Origin of the sequence: Paenibacillus hexagrammi (genome assembly GCF_021513275.1) — a bacterium.
Lineage (GTDB): Bacteria > Bacillota > Bacilli > Paenibacillales > NBRC-103111 > Paenibacillus_E > Paenibacillus_E hexagrammi.
Genome location: NZ_CP090978.1, coordinates 6515001 through 6533734, shown reverse-complemented (window position 1 = coordinate 6533734; position 18734 = coordinate 6515001). Strand labels below are relative to the sequence as shown.

General features: G+C 46.4%; 16 protein-coding genes and 2 rRNA genes (1 of these 18 only partly in view). 1 reads left to right on the top strand and 17 read right to left on the bottom strand.

Features of this window, described 5'->3' with window-relative positions:
• Positions 1 to 2: 2 nt before the first annotated feature.
• The 8 genes from rlmB to L0M14_RS30030 all read right to left on the bottom strand — a co-directional run bounded on the left by rlmB (position 3) and on the right by L0M14_RS30030 (position 7396).
• Complete coding sequence (gene rlmB / locus L0M14_RS30065) at positions 3 to 743, bottom strand: 23S rRNA (guanosine(2251)-2'-O)-methyltransferase RlmB (protein WP_235120066.1); 741 nt, start codon at positions 741 to 743, stop codon at positions 3 to 5.
• Positions 744 to 769: 26 nt separating this feature from the next.
• Positions 770 to 1201 carry a Mini-ribonuclease 3 gene (locus tag L0M14_RS30060; RefSeq protein ID WP_235120065.1) on the bottom strand — a complete coding sequence of 144 codons (432 nt, stop codon included), beginning with the start codon at positions 1199 to 1201 and terminating at the stop codon, positions 770 to 772.
• Positions 1198 to 2598 (bottom strand): cysteine--tRNA ligase, encoded by a 1401-nt coding sequence (cysS, locus tag L0M14_RS30055; RefSeq protein WP_235120064.1) that lies wholly within the window; start codon positions 2596 to 2598, stop codon positions 1198 to 1200. The genes L0M14_RS30060 and cysS overlap by 4 nt, the downstream gene beginning before the upstream one ends.
• On the bottom strand, positions 2579 to 3250 hold the full coding sequence (gene cysE, locus L0M14_RS30050) for a serine O-acetyltransferase (protein WP_235120063.1): 672 nt from the start codon (positions 3248 to 3250) through the stop codon (positions 2579 to 2581). The genes cysS and cysE overlap by 20 nt, the downstream gene beginning before the upstream one ends.
• Before the next feature lie 336 nt (positions 3251 to 3586).
• Entirely contained in the window at positions 3587 to 5035 is a 1449-nt protein-coding gene (gene gltX / locus L0M14_RS30045; protein WP_235120061.1) for a glutamate--tRNA ligase, read from the bottom strand.
• A 33-nt stretch (positions 5036 to 5068) separates the two neighbouring features.
• Complete coding sequence (gene ispF, locus L0M14_RS30040) at positions 5069 to 5554, bottom strand: 2-C-methyl-D-erythritol 2,4-cyclodiphosphate synthase (protein ID WP_235120060.1); 486 nt, start codon at positions 5552 to 5554, stop codon at positions 5069 to 5071.
• Positions 5551 to 6255, bottom strand: coding sequence for a 2-C-methyl-D-erythritol 4-phosphate cytidylyltransferase (gene ispD, locus L0M14_RS30035; protein ID WP_235120058.1), 705 nt, complete (start codon positions 6253 to 6255; stop codon positions 5551 to 5553). Before ispD ends, ispF begins: the two co-directional genes overlap by 4 nt.
• Before the next feature lie 76 nt (positions 6256 to 6331).
• Positions 6332 to 7396, bottom strand: coding sequence for a PIN/TRAM domain-containing protein (locus L0M14_RS30030; protein WP_235120057.1), 1065 nt, complete (start codon positions 7394 to 7396; stop codon positions 6332 to 6334).
• Positions 7397 to 7536: 140 nt separating this feature from the next.
• Here L0M14_RS30030 and L0M14_RS30025 point away from each other — a divergent pair, with 140 nt between their 5' ends.
• A complete protein-coding gene (locus L0M14_RS30025; RefSeq protein WP_235120056.1) occupies positions 7537 to 7932 on the top strand; it encodes a DUF1573 domain-containing protein in 396 nt (131 codons plus the stop codon).
• Between the two features lie 129 nt (positions 7933 to 8061).
• Here L0M14_RS30025 and pssA read toward each other — a convergent pair whose 3' ends face one another.
• The 9 genes from pssA to L0M14_RS29980 all read right to left on the bottom strand — a co-directional run.
• Positions 8062 to 8775, bottom strand: a complete 714-nt coding sequence (pssA, locus tag L0M14_RS30020) for a CDP-diacylglycerol--serine O-phosphatidyltransferase (protein WP_405030811.1) — start codon at positions 8773 to 8775, stop codon at positions 8062 to 8064.
• 85 nt (positions 8776 to 8860) lie between these two features.
• Positions 8861 to 9940, bottom strand: a complete 1080-nt coding sequence (disA, locus tag L0M14_RS30015) for a DNA integrity scanning diadenylate cyclase DisA (RefSeq protein WP_235120055.1) — start codon at positions 9938 to 9940, stop codon at positions 8861 to 8863.
• A gap of 187 nt (positions 9941 to 10127) precedes the next feature.
• Positions 10128 to 11525, bottom strand: a complete 1398-nt coding sequence (radA, locus tag L0M14_RS30010) for a DNA repair protein RadA (RefSeq protein ID WP_235120052.1) — start codon at positions 11523 to 11525, stop codon at positions 10128 to 10130.
• A gap of 159 nt (positions 11526 to 11684) precedes the next feature.
• The gene (clpC, locus tag L0M14_RS30005; RefSeq protein WP_235120051.1) at positions 11685 to 14126 is read right to left on the bottom strand and encodes an ATP-dependent protease ATP-binding subunit ClpC; all 2442 of its coding nucleotides are present in this window, start codon (positions 14124 to 14126) and stop codon (positions 11685 to 11687) included.
• A 59-nt stretch (positions 14127 to 14185) separates the two neighbouring features.
• The gene (locus L0M14_RS30000; RefSeq protein WP_235120049.1) at positions 14186 to 15247 is read right to left on the bottom strand and encodes a protein-arginine kinase McsB; all 1062 of its coding nucleotides are present in this window, start codon (positions 15245 to 15247) and stop codon (positions 14186 to 14188) included.
• Positions 15248 to 15271: 24 nt separating this feature from the next.
• Positions 15272 to 15784, bottom strand: coding sequence for a protein-arginine kinase activator protein McsA (locus L0M14_RS29995; protein ID WP_235120047.1), 513 nt, complete (start codon positions 15782 to 15784; stop codon positions 15272 to 15274).
• A gap of 14 nt (positions 15785 to 15798) precedes the next feature.
• Complete coding sequence (locus L0M14_RS29990; protein ID WP_235120046.1) at positions 15799 to 16260, bottom strand: CtsR family transcriptional regulator; 462 nt, start codon at positions 16258 to 16260, stop codon at positions 15799 to 15801.
• Between the two features lie 299 nt (positions 16261 to 16559).
• A 5S ribosomal RNA gene (gene rrf / locus L0M14_RS29985) occupies positions 16560 to 16676 on the bottom strand.
• A 224-nt stretch (positions 16677 to 16900) separates the two neighbouring features.
• Positions 16901 to 18734 (bottom strand): 23S ribosomal RNA (locus tag L0M14_RS29980); it runs 1085 nt beyond the window's last position.

Here is an 18734-nt window from a genome sequence, read left to right as displayed (position 1 = left end):
TATTAGCTCATGGTGCGCTGTCTTACTACTTCATACATCAAAACTCCCGCGGCTACGGAAGCATTCAACGAATTGATCTGGCCGGTCATCGGGAGCTTGACAAGAAAGTCGCATTTTTCTTTGATTAATCGACCTACGCCTTTTCCTTCATTGCCAATAACTAATGCGATAGGCATTTTGAAATTAGCTTTGTAGACGTCTTGAGCAGCTGATACGTCTGTACCTGCAATCCAGACACCTTCTTCTTTAAGCTGTTCAATCGTCTGCGCGATATTCGTAACCCGCGCCACTGGTACGTACTCAACAGCTCCTGCGGATGTTTTGGATACAGCTGCCGTTAGCCCTACGGATCGACGTTTCGGGATGATGACTCCGTGCACACCCGTGCAGTCGGAGGTCCTAAGTATAGATCCCAGATTATGAGGATCTTCGATTTCATCCAGAATAAGAATGAATGGATCCTCACCCCGCTCCTTGGCTAACCCTAGGATATCTTCTATTTCTACATACTCATAAGCAGCAACCTGGGCTACTACACCTTGATGTTGAAGCCCTTCTGCCATTTGATCCAGCTTACGTTTATCTGTGAATTGCACAATAATACCGTGGTTTTTCGCCTCGGCCACGATAGGGCCGGCGAATTGCTTTTGAGCATTTTCCGCTACCCATATCTTATTAATGGTCCGGCCTGAGCGCAGTGCCTCGAGCACCGAATGCTTGCCGCCTATGTATTCTTCTGACATCAGGTTTCCTCCTTGCTCTCTAGAAATTATTTAGCTGTTTTGAACGCTATGGCGAAATCTAATAACTCCTTCAAACGCTCAAATGCTTTTGTATAGTATAAGTATCCTATCAGGCACTCAAAGGCGGTACTGTGCCGGTATTCCAGCACATCCGCATTCTTGGCCGTAGTTCCAGACTTCGCGTTCCGTCCACGCTTAACAATATCCAGTTCTTCCTCCGTCAGCTGCGGTATCAGTGCTTCCAAAAGCTTAGCTTGAGCCTTAGCCGAAACAAACTGCGTAGACATTTTGTGCAATTGATTGGGTCTGTGATTCGCAAGTGAAATCACATACTGCCTTATATATACCTCATAGACGGCATCACCGATATAAGCAAGGACCAACGGACTAAGCAGATTCGGACTCTTGGAAGGCGGAAAATGAAACAATTGAAACGGATCCGAGATATGTTCGTTCATTTGCGGCGCCAGCGTATTCCTTGCGGTGTATCTTCGAGGAATATCCCTTTCTCTGTGAGCAGATTGCGAATCTCGTCCGCTCTTGCCCAGTTTTTACTCTTACGGGCTTCCGTGCGATCCACAATCAACTGTTCAATTTCTTCATCCAGCAATTCCTCTGAAGCTTGACTAAGAATACCGAACACTCGATCGAAAGAGTGCAGTTGATCTATGAAAAGCTGGATTGCGGCAGTTGTGGCCCGCTCCTGCTGCAGATACAGATTTGCTTCAGCGACAAGATCGAAGATAGCCGTAATCGCATCTGGCGTATTAAAATCATCGCTCATTTTTTCATTAAATCGATTGGCAATGGTAGCAACTCTATCTTCCAATCCTTCTTCTAGTGCCCGCTCTTGAGAAGCGGTATTTAAGCGATGCTTCAGATTGTCATAGGCATTCTGGATGCGCTCAAGTCCATTCGCTGCTTGTTTCAGGCTTTCATCACTGAAATTCAGCGGATTCCGGTAATGCGCCGAAAGCATAAAGAAGCGGAACACTTCCGGTTTGATAGCTTTTATGAGATCACGGATGAGAATGCCGTTTCCGAGTGATTTGGACATTTTCTCATTATCGATATTTAGGAACGCGTTGTGCATCCAGTAATTCGCCATTGGTTCGCCGGTTAAAGCTTCGGTTTGAGCAATCTCGCATTCATGGTGAGGGAATGTTAAATCAAATCCACCGCCATGGATATCAATAGTATCGCCTAAATACTTCCGAACCATGGCGGAGCACTCAATATGCCAGCCTGGACGCCCTTGCCCCCAGGGACTTTCCCATGCGATTTCACCTCGCTTCGCCGCTTTCCACAGTACGAAATCCTGCGGATTTTCTTTGCGGTCGTCGACCTCGATGCGTATGCCATATTGCAGCTCATCTAGATTTTGATGAGACAATTTGCCGTAGTCCGAAAATTTCGTTGTACGGTAATAAACGTCGCCGCGGCTTTCGTAAGCAAAGCCTTTGGACTCCAGGTCGGCGATAAAATCGATGATCTCTTGAATGTTTTCCGTCACTCGCGGATTTAAGCTTGCTTCATGAACACCTAGCGCTTTAATATCCTCGAGAAAAGCTTGGATGTAGGTTTCTGCAAGCTGCGGAACAGTGGTGCCTTCTTCCTCAGCCTTGCGAATCATTTTATCATCCACATCCGTGAAGTTGGTCACGTAATTGACCGCGTAACCCTGGAATTCCAAATATCTGCGAACCACATCAAAGAAAATGACCGGACGACCGTTCCCGATATGAATATAGTTATATACGGTTGGACCGCAAACATACATGTTAACCTTACCCGGCTGCAAAGGCACGAATTCTTCTTTCTTACGTGACAACGTATTATACACTTTGAGCGTCATGCTGTCTTGTTCCTCCATTTCTTTGTCTTTCTTGTTCCAGCTCTTCCTTCAGCTCGTTGATCTGCTTCTGCAAACCTTCAAAGATATCAATAACCGGGTCCGGCAAGCTCGTATGATCCAATCGATTTACACGCACTCCGTCCCGCTTCACAATTTTACCCGGAATACAAACGACCGTACTGTTAGGAGGAACCTCTTTAATTACGACCGTATTAGGACCCACTCGAGAATTTTCACCAACTGTAAAAGAACCGATGATTTTAGCACCCGAGCCAATAATCACATTATTACCAATTGTCGGGTGTCGTTTTCCTTTTTCTTTACCTGTGCCTCCTAAAGTTACACCTTGGTAAAGCGTAACATCATCACCAATGATGCAGGTCTCCCCGATGACGACTCCCATACCATGGTCAATAAAAAGGCGTTTGCCAATCACAGCACCGGGATGAATCTCGATCCCCGTCATGAACCGGCTGAACTGGGAGACGATACGGGCAATCGTAAACATTCTCTTCTTGAAAAACCAGTGTCCGATCCGATGCCACCAGATGGCATGAAGGCCCGAATACGTAAAGGCAACTTCAAACCAGCTGCGAGCAGCAGGATCATTATCAAACACAGCAGAAATATCAGACTTGATCGTTTTCCACATGCTATCACCTTCTTACGGATCTAGATAATACAAAAAGCCCCCGCAGCCCTTAGGCTGCAGAGGCGTTCTACCGCGGTTCCACTCTGCTTGGCGACTTGGAAGTCTCCCAACTTATGCTCCCGTAACGTGGGCAACTTCCGGCTGCACCTACGAGCCCACTTGCGAACTTCGGCACAGCAGCTCCCAGGTGCACTTCCGATAACGGGACATGGATAACTCACAGCCAAAGCTTGAAGCTTTGATTATCCTCTCTGGAAAATCCTACGTCATTCGTACTCTCCTGATCCTTGCTTTTCATATTGAACTAAGTATAGCGAAAAGAAGCAGGGAATACAATCACTTCCGCAGTCTCGCCACAACTTTTTCTTTGCCTAACAAGAAGATTGACTTATTCAAATCAGGTCCATGCACTTGTCCGGTCAATGCAGCACGTATGGACATGAACAGTTGTTTACCTTTGTAACCGGTATCCTTCTGCACCTGCTTTACCATACCGGGAATTGCTTCGACAGAAAAATCTTCTGCTTGCTCAACTTGCTGTAAAAATCTGCTCAGGACCACAGGTACGTGCTCTTCTTGCAGAATAGCCGAAGCCTCTTCTTCCATAACGAGCTCATCCTGGAAGAACAACTGTGCGAGCTCCACAATTTCAGCCGCGTAGCGCATTCTCTCCTGATTGAGTCCAACCAATGTTTCCACCCAGTGTGTTTTCTCCGAAGAGAGCTCACCTTGGATGAAACCAGCTTTTTGCAGATGAGGCAGGCATAGGTCTACAACCCGCGAAAGCGGCGCTTTTTTCAAATAATGATTGTTCATCCAATTTAGCTTGTCCATATCAAAGACAGCGGGGCTCTTGGAAACACGGTTCAAGTCAAATTGCGCGATCAATTCTTCCTTCGTGAACATCTCCTCTTCACCGCCCGGGGACCAGCCGAGAAGTGCGATAAAGTTCACGACAGCCTCAGGCAAATAGCCGAGTTCTTTGTATTGTTCAATAAACTGAATGATCGATTCATCCCGTTTACTCATTTTTTTACGGTCTTGATTCAAGATTAGCGACAGATGAGCAAATTCCGGAACCGGGAGACCCAGCGCCTCATACATCAAGATCTGCCTTGGTGTATTGGAAAGATGCTCCTCACCACGAATGACCAGGTTGATCTTCATAAGATGGTCATCGAGAATTACTGCGAAGTTATAGGTAGGAATTCCGTCAGGACGAACAATAATGAAGTCGCCGATTCCATTGGATTCAAACTCTACGTGCTCACGCACTTTGTCATCAAATGCAATGATACGGTCTTCCGGCACACGGAAACGGATTGAAGGCTTACGGCCCGCCTGTTCAAATGCGTTTCTCTGCTCACTCGTCAAATGACGGCACTTACCGGAATAACGCGGCATTTCGCCTTTGGCTTCCTGCTCTGCCCGTTCCTGCTCCAAATCTTCTTCCGTACAGTAGCAAGGATAAGCATTCCCTTGGCTAAGCAGTTGGTCTGTGTACGGTTTGTATAGGTCAAGGCGCTCCATTTGACGGTATGGACCATAAGGACCTCCGATATCAACACTCTCGTCCCAATCGAGCCCTAGCCACTTAAGGCCGCTTAATTGGTCTGCGATTCCCGACTCCTTATGACGAGTCTGGTCTGTATCTTCAAAACGTACAATAAAAACTCCGTTGTTCCGGCGAGCGAGCAAATAATCAAATAAAGCTGTACGCGCTCCGCCGATATGTAAATGTCCAGTTGGACTAGGTGCGTAACGCACACGTAATGGTTGACTCATGAACACGAACCCCTCTTCACCCCATAATACCTGCTATTCTAGCACATCCTGAATTAAACAAACAACAGATTGAGCAGCAATACCCTCGCCTCTTCCCGTGAAACCTAATTGCTCTGTTGTTGTCGCTTTAACATTGACTTGATCAGGCTTTGCTTCCAGCGCATCCGCTATAATTTCAACCATTTGCGGAATATAGGGAGCCATCTTCGGCTTTTGCGCAATAATCGTGGAATCGGCGTTACCAAGTCGATATCCTTTTTCTTTAGCTAGCGACCAAACCCGCTTCAGCAATATCAAGCTGTCCGCATCCTTGTATTCTGCAGCCGTATCTGGGAAATGTTTGCCGATATCCCCGAGGCCTAAAGCTCCCAGAATGGCATCACTGATAGCATGCAGCAAGACATCCGCATCAGAATGTCCCAGCAAGCCTTTCTCATATGGAATAGTGACTCCGCCAATGATGCATTTGCGTCCTTCGACTAATTGATGCACATCGAATCCTTGTCCTACACGAATCATGAATTTCGCTCTCCTCTTACATGCTTTAGAATCCACTCCGCCCAAGGCAGGTCCTCTGGCGTTGTGATTTTAATATTATAGTAATCCCCTTCGACGACAAGAACATTCGTTCCTGTTCTTTCCACTAAGCTAGCATCATCTGTTCCAATAAAACCATCTTGGATAGCAAGCTCCTGCGCCTTCTGCAGCAAAGCAAGCCGAAAAGCCTGCGGGGTTTGAATCGCCCACAAGCTTCGTCTATCCGGCGTGGATTGAATGCATTTCGATTGGTCTACGACTTTGATCGTATCCTTGACCGGAACGGCCAGCACGGCGGCCCCAGCTTCCTTTGCCTGATTTAAGCATCCAATAATATGCTCCACAGCTGTAAAGGGTCTGACTCCATCATGGACAAGCACCCACTCCGTATCCTCTTGAAGCGCTGCAAGTCCCAGTCTAACGGAGTCCTGACGTTCAACTCCACCTGCCTGGACCCGCGACACCTTGGTAATCGAATAGATATTTACGAGATCCTTGCAACGCTGTACATCCGCAGCCGGAACCACCAAAACAATTTCATCCACTTCTGTTATGTTTTGAAATAATTGCAATGTATGTACAAGAATCGGTTTGTCTCCGAGTTGTAGGTACTGCTTGCTCTCTGCCGAGCGCATGCGAGACCCCTTACCTGCCGCTACAATAACGGCACCCACCTTGCCCATTCGAAACCCCACCTACGAGTTGGTATCGGCACCCTGCACCTTCCCCCGCTTGAATGCCTTCCCTTATCATACAATGTTACTGGGCTTTTTCCAACAATTTCGGCTTCGCAAAAATCATTCGTCCCGCGGAAGTCTGCAGTACACTAGTTACCATGACTTCTAGGGTCATACCGATAAATTCTCGACCGCCTTCTACGACGATCATCGTGCCGTCATCCAGATACGCAACACCTTGTCCGTGCTCTTTGCCGTCTTTAATAACTTGAACGATAATTTCTTCACCAGGAAGCACTACAGGCTTAACCGCGTTCGCTAGGTCATTAATGTTCAGTACAGAAACTCCTTGCAGCTCGCAAACTTTGTTAAGATTAAAATCATTGGTTATGACTTTACCTTGCAGAACTTTAGCCAGTCTGACGAGCTTGCTGTCCACTTCCGATATTTCTTCAAAATCCCCTTCATAAATCAATACCTTAACTTCAAGTTCCTTCTGGATTTTATTCAGAATATCCAATCCCCGTCTGCCACGGTTTCGTTTAAGTAAATCTGACGAATCTGCGATATGCTGTAATTCTTCTAATACAAATTCAGGAATTACCAGCGTCCCTTCAATGAAGCCAGTTTTGCAAATATCTGCAATCCGCCCATCAATAATTACGCTTGTGTCGAGAATTTTGTGTTCCTCATAGGGACGATGTGTTTGTTTCTCATTTCCTTGTGATCGTGAGCGGATTAAGAGCTGAATCAGCTCGTCCCTTTTGTTATACCCGATTCTAAAGCCCATAACGCCGAGCACAGCCGCAACGGTAACAGGTACAAAAGGACCTGCCCATGTAGCCTGAGAGAGTACAGGAAATGCGAGTGCAGAGATTAGCAGCCCGGTCACTAACCCAAGGGTACCCGACAGAAGATCAGCCACTGGAATATTATCCATGTTCCGCTCGCCTTTCTGCAGCAACTTCCATCCAATATTGACTAGCCATACCGACACTAAGCACATAACTGCAGCACAAAGCCCCATAAGCCAGTACCCCTGCTGACCGCCTGAAACACCCGTCATACGAAGAATTGAATCACTCCATTGATAACCTAAGCTTCCACCCATGATTGCAAAAATGACTTGTACCCATTTCTTCATCATAGATTCACCTCCACAGTATATAAGTTCAGTCCTTATTACAATTATGTTCCAAATTAACCATCGTTAATCATCGAAATTGAAATATTGAGAACCTTCCATTATAATGAAGTTGGAATTTACTAACACACCGAGGTGGATCTATGAGCTCTTTAACTTTAAAGCAGTTTCAGGATCAAGTATCCGAGTTGTTGCTCCGTCACCGTAGTCTGCTTGACGTGTTATCCAAGTTCCAACAAACGAATGCGGCAACCAATCGCTCTGTGATCAAATCCATTACGGAATGTGGATGTATCCAAATTCATGCTGCCAAACAGGAGTATCATCAAGAGATGACCCTGGACGAAGCCAAGGATGTACTTGGCACGCATGTAAACGGAGAGCTGTGCGAGCATTGCAAGGAAGTCGTTAGTGCTGAACTGGGACGTAATCTGTTTTACATGGCTGCTCTCAGCAACCTGCTGAAGGTAGATATGGATCAAGTGGTGGAAAATGAATCAAAGAAGTGTTCAACTCTTGGTTTGTTTAACATGTCTTAGTCTGATCTGGTCAAGCAAGAACCATCAAAAAAAGCATTTATTTTCTTCTGATTACTCAAAGAAAATAAATGCTTTTTATTTTCGGTAGATCTACTGTCTAGACATCCGATTTCACGGAGTGCTCATCCATTACACGTCTTTTGTTGCGTCTGCGTAAACGGATGAAGATGCCATCAACGTTTTTTTTAAGCCGTACAGCGCATAAATCAGCAGCGGTACAAAGATCATTTTAGAAATGGATTCCGGCCACTTAATGGCAATAATTACCGCAACAGCAACGATAATCGGTGTAATCCAAATTGCGGCTTTGGGGATGCCAGCCTTCTTGAAGTTCGGATACTTCACCGTGCTGACCATCAGATACGATAACATCACTGTACTTACGAGCAGTACATATACATTGATTTCGTTGTTAAACAGTGCAAGCGTACATAAAACGCCGCCAGCTGCTGGAATCGGCAGACCAATAAAATAACCAGGAACTCCTGCAATCACGTTAAATCTTGCCAAACGCAGCGCTCCGCAAATCGGGAATATCGCTGTAACAATCCAAGCAAACGCGGGGCTGATAACATGCGGATCATTAAAAGCTACAACATACATGATAAATGCAGGTGCAACACCGAACGAGATGACATCCGACAGGGAATCTAGCTCTTTACCGAACTCACTCTGCGCATTCAGCGCACGAGCTACTCTTCCATCCAACCCATCGAGCAGCATTGCGACGATGACAAGCACGGCTGCGCGACCCGGCTCTCCATTAAATACGAGGATAATCGACAGGACGCCCAAGAATAAGTTCCCTACTGTAAAAAGGCTGGGAATTGATTTCGTTAACATATGTTTTTGTCCACCTCTGGATTTACTATACCCTAATCCTTGCTTAATAAAACCTCAACAATGATACTTTATGATTGTATCCACTTTAAATATGTCTGTCAATGAACACTTGTTCCTGAATTCGCTTGAGACCTTCCTTAATGGCGCGGGCTCTGACTTCTCCGATACCGTCAACTTCATCCAGTTCCTCAATAGTGGCCATCATCATATGCGGAAGGTACCCGAACTTTTCCACTAAATTGGAGATAATAATCGAAGGCAGCCGCGGAATCTTGCTAAGCATACGAAAGCCTCTTGGGGATACAGGTTCCTCAGTTATTGCATTCGTGTGCGAGTACCCCAACAAGCGTATGATATGATGCGGCTCCAAGAGCTCATCAGAGGATAGACGCTTCATGCCGGAAAGGACATCTTTTACCTTATCATCCGATAAATCTCTGACATAGTCTTTTACAAGCAGCCGCGCTTCCAGCTCCGCATTGCCGACTAATTCCTCCAGCTGCATGCTGATCAATCGTCCTTCGTTGCCAAGTTCATTGATATATCGGTTGATCTCAGCTCGGATTCGAAGCACCATCTCAACTCTGGCAATGACATTGGTTACATCATGAAGGGTAACAAGCTCTTCAAATTCACTGGCGCCAAGATTCGTAAGCGACTGGTCCAAAACAACCTTATACCTTTCCAAGGTCTGAATCGCTTGATTCGCTTTGGTCAGAATGACACCAATATCTTTCAGAGCATATCGCAAATTCCCTTGATATAAAGTAATTACATTCCTTCTCTGGGAAATGGAGACCACTAGTTTGTTGGTCTGCTTGGCAACCCTCTCCGCCGTGCGGTGCCGAATACCGGTTTCCGAGGATTGGATCGAGGAGTCAGGAATTAACTGCGTATTGGCGAACAAAATCCTTTTTACATCTTCACTTAAAATAATGGCTCCATCCATCTTGGCTAGTTCATATAAATAGTTAGGCGAAAACTCACAATCTATGGAGAAGCCTCCATCAACAATTTCCGTCACTTCCGGACTGTAACCAACTACAATCAATCCGCCCGTCTTGGCGCGAAGGACATTCTCTAAGCCATCGCGGAACGCTGTTCCAGGAGCTACCATCTGAAGCAGCTGGCTCATCACGTCTCGCTTCGTCTCTTCTTTGCTCATTTTATTCCTCCTGATGACTAGCTGGCTCCACGCAGACGAGTTCTTCCAGCTCCGCTGCCAGTTGCCCCTGATACCATGATTCACGATGAAAGGGAATCCTTTCCTTTTCAACCCTTTCATTATATCACTTCTAATTATATAGGGAAATTTAAAATTTCATTCTAAAGAAACAAAATCAAGCTCGTATCTATTCAAATTCATTGGCGGATCGTCCGAACAAGCTTTGGATAACTTCACTGAGGGTATTACAAGCGAATACCTTGATTTTTTTAAAAGAAGCCGGTTGCTTCAGTGCATTCTTGGCCACATACACTCGCTTAAAGCCCATCCGCTCCAACTCACGAATTCTCGCTTCCAAGGTGGGAACCTTCTTCAACTCACCCGTAAGTCCTATATCGGCAATAAATACGACGTCGTTAGGTATTCCCTTATTTTTGTACGATGAGACGATACTCATAATGACCGCAAGGTTCGAAGACTGCTCTTTCAATCGAAAACCACCTGTAGTCTTAATAACTACATTTTTTGTATAAAGCTCTATCCCTGCACGCTGCTCCAAGATGGAGATTAGCGTACTAAGCTGATCTTTTTTTAAGGATTCCGCAATCCTTGAGGGATACGGCGTAAAACTGTGGGATACCAAACTCTCCACTTCCAAAATAATCGGCCGTGTTCCCTCCTTCACCACGGTGAGGGCGCTTCCCGACACAATTTCATTCTCATCCCGCTGTGTCATGAAGAACTCTGAAGGATTATCGATTGGGACCATGCCCGCCTCGGTCATGGAAAAGAAGCCAATCTCCCCCGTACTTCCGTAACGATTTTTGCTAGCCGAGAGCTGCTTAAGTTCTTCACCGTTTTCACCATCCAGTACAAGCACCGCATCCACCAAATGCTCCAAGGCTCTAAGTCCTGCTAATTCATTGTCCTTCGTCATTTGTCCGACCATGATAATGGCTCTTGGACGCTCTGCATCCTTAGCCACTCGAAGCAGTGCATTCGCACATTCCATCGTCTGCGTCGGCGAACCGGGGCGGGACGTATACTCCTCCAGTATAAAGGTCTGGATACTATCAACGATAATTAGATCGGGGTCTACCTGATCGATGCAGCCTAACACATTGTTCAGACTCGTGTCCGAGTAAACCCACACATTTTGTTCAATATTAGGTATGATTCGTTCTGCTCTACGTTTAATCTGACTATCGCTTTCCTCACCGGATGCATAGAGCACTTTAAGCCCTTTCTTGGCCACATCCTGGGAGACCTGCAGCAGTAAGGTAGATTTACCAGCGCCAGGTTCTGCGGTAATGATCGTTAAGGAGTCCCTTACAATCCCCCCGCCCATTACTCTGTTGAACTCTCCAATTGAGGTCACAATGCGGTCACTGTTCTGTGATTCCGTTTCGGACAATCGTTTTAATGTAACATTAGGCTTGGTTACACGCTTGACCATTGAAGGCGCTGCTGCGGTTGGCAGCTGCTCTTCGATCGTATGTTTGGCTTGACAATTATTACAAAACCCCTGCCACTTGGAATGTGGGGCTCCACACACTGTGCATATATATGTAGTTTTATTTTTCATTTGCTGCTTTCATCCTTCCCCTTGTAGGAAGCCTTAGCCTTAGAAGCTTAGACTTCCCGTCAAAAGTTTACCACTTTTTCAACAGCAGGGAAACCGTGGATACCAAAGAAAAAGCATTTCACCACCACTCTAGAGTGGGGCAAAATGCTTTCTTATCACTTATTGGGCGGTTACACCTTCGCCGCGGAGCACGAAGAGCTCGCCATCTTTTTCATCGATTGTAAGCGAATCGCCTTTAGAAATATTCCCTCTCAGCAGCTCCTCGGACAATCGATCTTCAATATGCTTCTGAATGGCCCTGCGAAGCGGTCTTGCTCCGTATGTTGGGTCGAAGCCCTCTTTTGCCAGGAATGCCTTCGCTTTATCTGTCAATTTGAAATCAACTTCTTGCTCTTTCAGGCGCTTACGCAGATCGTCGGCCATCAGGCTGACAATTTCTGCGATGTGTTCTTCGCCTAGCGAATGGAAGACGATGATTTCGTCGATCCGGTTAAGGAACTCCGGACGGAAGCTCTTTTTCAGCTCACCCATCACTTTATCCTTCATATTGGAGTAATCTTTACCTGCATCTTGTGCTGCCGTGAATCCGAGTGTGGAATTCTTCTTAATTGTATCGGCACCAACGTTTGAAGTCATGATGATCAACGTATTACGGAAATCGACTGTACGGCCTTTGGAATCAGTCAGACGACCATCTTCCAGCACTTGAAGCAGGATATTGAACACTTCCGGATGTGCTTTCTCGATTTCGTCCAGCAGTACTACAGAGTAAGGTTTACGGCGTACTTTTTCCGTCAGTTGGCCGCCTTCTTCATATCCTACGTATCCTGGAGGCGCTCCAACCAGACGTGAAGTGGAGTGCTTCTCCATGTACTCAGACATGTCAATTCGTATAACTGCATTTTGATCTCCGAACAACGACTCTGCCAGTGCCCGTGCGAGTTCTGTTTTACCTACACCAGTTGGTCCCAGGAAGATGAAGGAGCCCATTGGACGTTTTGGATCTTTCAGTCCAGCTCTAGCGCGGCGAATAGCGCGACTCACTGCTTTCACAGCTTCTTCTTGACCGATCACACGCTCATGCAGGATATCCTCCATTTTGAGCAGTCTTTCGGTCTCCTCTTCCGCCAGCTTGCTGACAGGAATCCCAGTCCAGCTTGCTACGACCTGAGCAATATCTTCCGGTGTTACTTCCGTATCCAGTCGACCTTGCTTTTCTTTCCAGTCATTCTTCGTGGAATCTAGCTCCTCACGAAGCTTTTGCTCTGTGTCCCGAAGACCCGCAGCCTTTTCGAACTCTTGACTTTGTACCGCAGCATCCTTCTCTTTACGAATATCGTCCAGCTTGTTCTCCAATTGCTTCAAGCTAGGCGGTATTGTGTAGGAGCGAAGCCTTACCTTGGAACTCGCTTCATCGATGAGATCAATTGCTTTATCCGGAAGGAAACGGTCCGTAATGTAACGATCCGATAATTTAACAGCTTCTTCAATCGCTGCATCGGTAATTTTCACGCGGTGATGGGCTTCATAACGATCGCGAAGGCCATGTAAAATTTGAATCGCTTCATCCGTTGAAGGCTGATCAACCGTAATCGGTTGAAAACGTCTCTCGAGGGCGGCATCTTTCTCGATATATTTGCGGTACTCATCTAAGGTTGTAGCACCGATACACTGCAATTCGCCCCTTGCTAATGCAGGCTTCAAAATGTTCGAAGCATCAATGGCACCTTCCGCTCCGCCCGCACCGATTAAGGTGTGCAGCTCGTCGATGAAGAGCACAATATTACCCGCCTGACGAATCTCGTCCATAATCTTTTTGAGACGGTCTTCGAATTCCCCCCGATATTTAGTGCCGGCTACAACAGAGCCCATATCAAGTGTCATTACCCTTTTATCTTTTAACGTTTCCGGAATTTCGTTGTTGATAATTTTTTGCGCAAGACCTTCAGCAATCGCCGTTTTACCAACCCCTGGTTCCCCGATTAGAACAGGATTGTTTTTCGTTCTACGGCTAAGTACTTGAATTACACGCTCGATTTCTTTACTCCGACCAATGACCGGGTCTAAGTGTCCCTCTTTTGCAAATGCAGTTAAATCTCTAGCCAGTCCATCCAATGTCGGCGTATTCACATTCGGATTCGCACCGTGACTTGGGGAAACCGTTTCGCTGCTTCCCAGTAGTTGAAGCACCTGCTGACGCGCTTTATTCAAGCTTACGCCTAAATTGTTCAACACACGCGCCGCTACGCCTTCACCTTCACGAATCAAACCAAGTAAAATATGCTCTGTACCTACATAGGTATGGCCCAATTTTCTTGCCTCATCCATAGAAAGCTCGATGACTTTTTTCGCTCTTGGCGTGTAGGCGATGTTGGTAGGTTGCTCTTGACCGCGGCCGATTAAGGACTCAACCTCATCTTGAATTTTTTCAAGCCCTAAACCTAAAGCAACAAGTGCCTTAGCGGCAATGCCTTCACCTTCACGAATAAGTCCAAGTAAAATATGCTCTGTACCAATATTATTGTGGCCTAAACGAACAGCCTCTTCTTGAGCCAGAGAAAGAACTTTCTGTGCGCGTTCCGTAAATCTTCCAAACATCATAGAGAACACCTCCAAAAGTAGTATATCTATGGAAATCCTAAAGGATGATACTTTGGCTTCTAAAAACGTCCGAATCTTTGACGAATCAACTCCGCTCGACGAACATCGCGCTCCTCTGCGGAAAGCTTTTCTCCGGCATTCATTTGTAAGAAGCCCGGCTGTGTCATCACCAGCAGCTCATTTAAAATATTGGACGACAAGTCCTTTATGATCTCCAGATCAATGCCCAACCTTACATCGGAAAGCCTCTGAGCTGCTTCCTTAGAATCCATGATGGCTGCATGAGATAGAATGCCAAGAGAGCGGTTTACCCGATCCGTGATTCGCATTTTTGATTCTTGCATCAGCTTATGCCTGGCAGCGCGTTCATGCTCAATAATTTGTCGAGCTACACTGAAGAGATTATCGATAATTTCCTCCTCAGATTGTCCTAACGTGATTTGATTTGAAATTTGGAATAGGTTACCTAAAGCTTCGCTGCCTTCTCCATACAATCCTCTAACTGTCAACCCGACCTGTGTTACTGCCGACAAAATCCGGTTGATTTGTTGAGTAAGAACAAGAGCAGGAAGATGCATCATAACTGAAGCTCTTATGCCTGTTCCGACATTAGTAGGACAGCTTGTAAGGTAGCCGCGCTTCTCATCATAACCGTAGTCAAGCTGAGACTCAAAAATATCATCGATCTGGTTGGCTAGGTCCCATGCTTCCTTTATTTGAAATCCCGGACATAAACATTGTATTCGCAAATGATCCTCTTCATTGATCATGATGCTGATCGATTCATTCTCGCTTAAAATAACCGCTCCATTTCTGGACTCATTAACAAGGTTAGGACTAATTAAATGTTTCTCCACCAGCACCATTCTCTCAAGCTCATTAAGCCTCGAAAGTGGAACCAATGAAAAATTACTGATTGTCTCTAATTCCTCATTCTCTAAAACAGCTGAAAGTTGATCAAGTACTTCTTGGGACTGCTGGTTTGTAGCGAGCATGGGATAAGGATAATCCTTCAGGTTACGGGCAATCCGAATTCGGCTGCTAATGACTATATCCGACTCAGGTCCGTCTCCTTTCATCCATTCGCTGAGAGCATCTCCCGTAAATTGATTCAGCGACATTTGATATCATCCCCTCCTCAGACTCTATGCTCCTGCAATCTTCTTTTCAAGGTCTCGAATTTGATCCCTAATCTTCGCCGCTTGTTCAAATTCCTCTAATTCAATGCGGGTCATCATTTCCTTCTTTAAGGTTTCGATTTCTCGCTTATATTGGATTAGGCCTCCGCTTCTCTTCGGAACCTTCCCTACGTGAACGGTGTTACCATGAACTCTCTTAAACAATGGATCCAACTTATCCGAAAAACTTTTGTAGCATGAGTCGCATCCAAAACGTCCTAACTTACTAAACTGCGAATACGTAAGACCACAATGTTCACAACGGATTGTTTGCGGTTTTGCTGAGGCCATTGAGGAGGGATCAAAATCCAATAGGCCTGAAAGCAAATTATGGATAGAAAAGCCATTAGACGTACCTGGGATCATTTCTCCCTTTTCACGTGCACATGCTTCGCAAATATGAAACTCTGTTTTCTCACCATTAATAATTTTCGTAAAATGAAGTGTAGCAGGTCTTTTCCCGCATTCCTGACATATCATAAAGACGTCCCTCCTCATTTGCTAAGTAAGGATATCAGCATTGCTTTTAAAATTTTCGCTCTAATTTCATCTCTAAGAGGCAGCTTAAAAGCTAACACTTCCCTAGAGATCGCAGCTTTCATCAGATTGGCCTCCCGTGCAGAAATGTATTGCCCTTCCTGCAATTGATAAATTAGACCTTCCGACGTAATCTGATCGATATGGGTATGAATAGTTTGAAAAATGTGATCAAGTATAGAGCCGTGCTGCTTGAGTTCAATCTTCTGGATACGAATATAGCCGCCGCCGCCGCGCTTACTTTCAACTATATAGCCTTTCTCTAAAGTAAACCTTGTACTTATCACATAGTTTATTTGAGAAGGCACACATTGAAATTGATCAGCTAGCTCGTTGCGTTGAATTTCGATCGCTCCATCGGGACTTTGCTGCAGGACATGTTTCAAATATTGCTCAATGATTTCTGAAACATTACGCATCCAATTCATCCTCCTAGAAGACTTAAAGTAAACTAGGCCTCACAAAGTGAAATGCCTGCTTACGGAGAAGAATCCGAATAGCTGTACGGAATAGTTCCGCTTGACTTTGACTTTCTTTGACCTTGATTAGATTATAATCATTTCCTTACTTTTTGACAAGTACTGCTGTGGAAAATTGTACGGTCCTCCTCCGGTCCATTGAATACCTTACTATTGTTGACCTTCTTAGAGGTTTTATTCGACCCGCAAAAAAAAAAAGAGTCTTCTGAAGATTTTCCTTCAGAAGACTCTTACTTTTCGCTTGGCAACGTTCTACTCTCCCAGAACCCTTCGGTTCAAGTACCATTGACGCTGGAGGGCTTAACGGTCGTGTTCGAGATGGGAACGCGTGGATCCCCTCCGCCATCATCACCAAACTATAAGTTTTGCTTCAGCAAAACTGGCTACGAAAGCATAAGCTTTGTTCAAGGTTTGCACCCTGAAAACTAGATACGAAACTTACGTAAAGTGTGAGTATTTATTTACCGGTTTTGTTCCGGGCCCCGAGAAAGTATTAGGAATATGCATGCTTCGTAGCTCTTCTTCACTTTCTTGGGTATTTAGTTTTGCTTCCGAAGCTAGCTTTCCTTCGGAAAGCTCTTAGGTTAAGCCCTCGACCGATTAGTATTCGTCAGCTCCATACATTGCTGCACTTCCACCTCGAACCTATCAACCTCGTCGTCTACAAGGGGGTCTTACGAATTGGGAAATCTCATCTTGAGGTGGGCTTCACGCTTAGATGCTTTCAGCGCTTATCCCTTCCGTACATAGCTACCCAGCTATGCCTCTGGCGAGACAACTGGTACACCAGCGGTACGTCCATCCCGGTCCTCTCGTACTAAGGACAGCTCCTCTCAAATTTCCTACGCCCGCGACAGATAGGGACCGAACTGTCTCACGACGTTCTGAACCCAGCTCGCGTACCGCTTTAATGGGCGAACAGCCCAACCCTTGGGACCTACTTCAGCCCCAGGATGCGATGAGCCGACATCGAGGTGCCAAACCTCCCCGTCGATGTGGACTCTTGGGGGAGATAAGCCTGTTATCCCCAGGGTAGCTTTTATCCGTTGAGCGATGGCCCTTCCATTCGGTACCACCGGATCACTAAGCCCGACTTTCGTCCCTGCTCGACCTGTTTGTCTCGCAGTCAAGCTCCCTTATGCCTTTGCACTCTTCGAATGATTTCCAACCATTCTGAGGGAACCTTTAGACGCCTCCGTTACTTTTTAGGAGGCGACCGCCCCAGTCAAACTGCCCACCTGACACTGTCCCCATACCGGATCACGGTACCAGGTTAGAACTCCGATACGATCAGGGTGGTATCCCAACGGCGCCTCCACCCAAGCTGGCGCTCAGGCTTCAACGGCTCCCACCTATCCTGTACAGATCGTACCAAAGTCCAATATCAAGCTGCAGTAAAGCTCCATGGGGTCTTTCCGTCTTGTCGCGGGTAACCTGCATCTTCACAGGTATTAAAATTTCACCGGATCTCTCGTTGAGACAGCGCCCAAGTCGTTACGCCATTCGTGCGGGTCAGAATTTACCTGACAAGGAATTTCGCTACCTTAGGACCGTTATAGTTACGGCCGCCGTTTACTGGGGCTTCGGTTCACAGCTTCGGGATTACTCCCTAACCGCTCCCCTTAACCTTCCAGCACCGGGCAGGCGTCAGCCCGTATACTTCGCCTTGCGGCTTCGCACAGACCTGTGTTTTTGCTAAACAGTCGCTTGGGCCTTTTCACTGCGGCCCCCTCGGGCTATTCACCCTACCGAGGCACCCCTTCTCCCGAAGTTACGGGGTCATTTTGCCGAGTTCCTTAACGAGAGTTCTTCCGCGCGCCTTAGAATTCTCTTCTCGCCCACCTGTGTCGGTTTGCGGTACGGGCACCTTCACCTGGCTAGAAGCTTTTCTTGGCAGTGTGAAATCATGACCTTCGGTACTTTAAGTTTCCCTCCCCATCACAGCCCAGCCTTACGGTGTGCGGATTTGCCTACACACCAGCCTCACTGCTTGGACGAGCATCCATCAGCTCGCGTCACTATCCTTCTGCGTCACTCCATCGCTCATAACGGCTACGGTGGTACAGGAATATCAACCTGTTGTCCATCGACTACGCCTTTCGGCCTCGCCTTAGGTCCCGACTGACCCTGAGCGGACGAACCTTCCTCAGGAACCCTTAGGCTTTCGGCGGATCAGATTCTCACTGATCTTTTCGTTACTTATACCGGCATTCTCACTTGTATGCGCTCCACCTGTCCTTACGGTCAGACTTCAACGTACATACAACGCTCCCCTACCCAAGTACTTACGTACATGCCATAGCTTCGGTGGCGTGTTTAGCCCCGTTACATTTTCGGCGCAGAGTCACTCGACCAGTGAGCTATTACGCACTCTTTCAATGGTGGCTGCTTCTAAGCCAACATCCTGGTTGTCT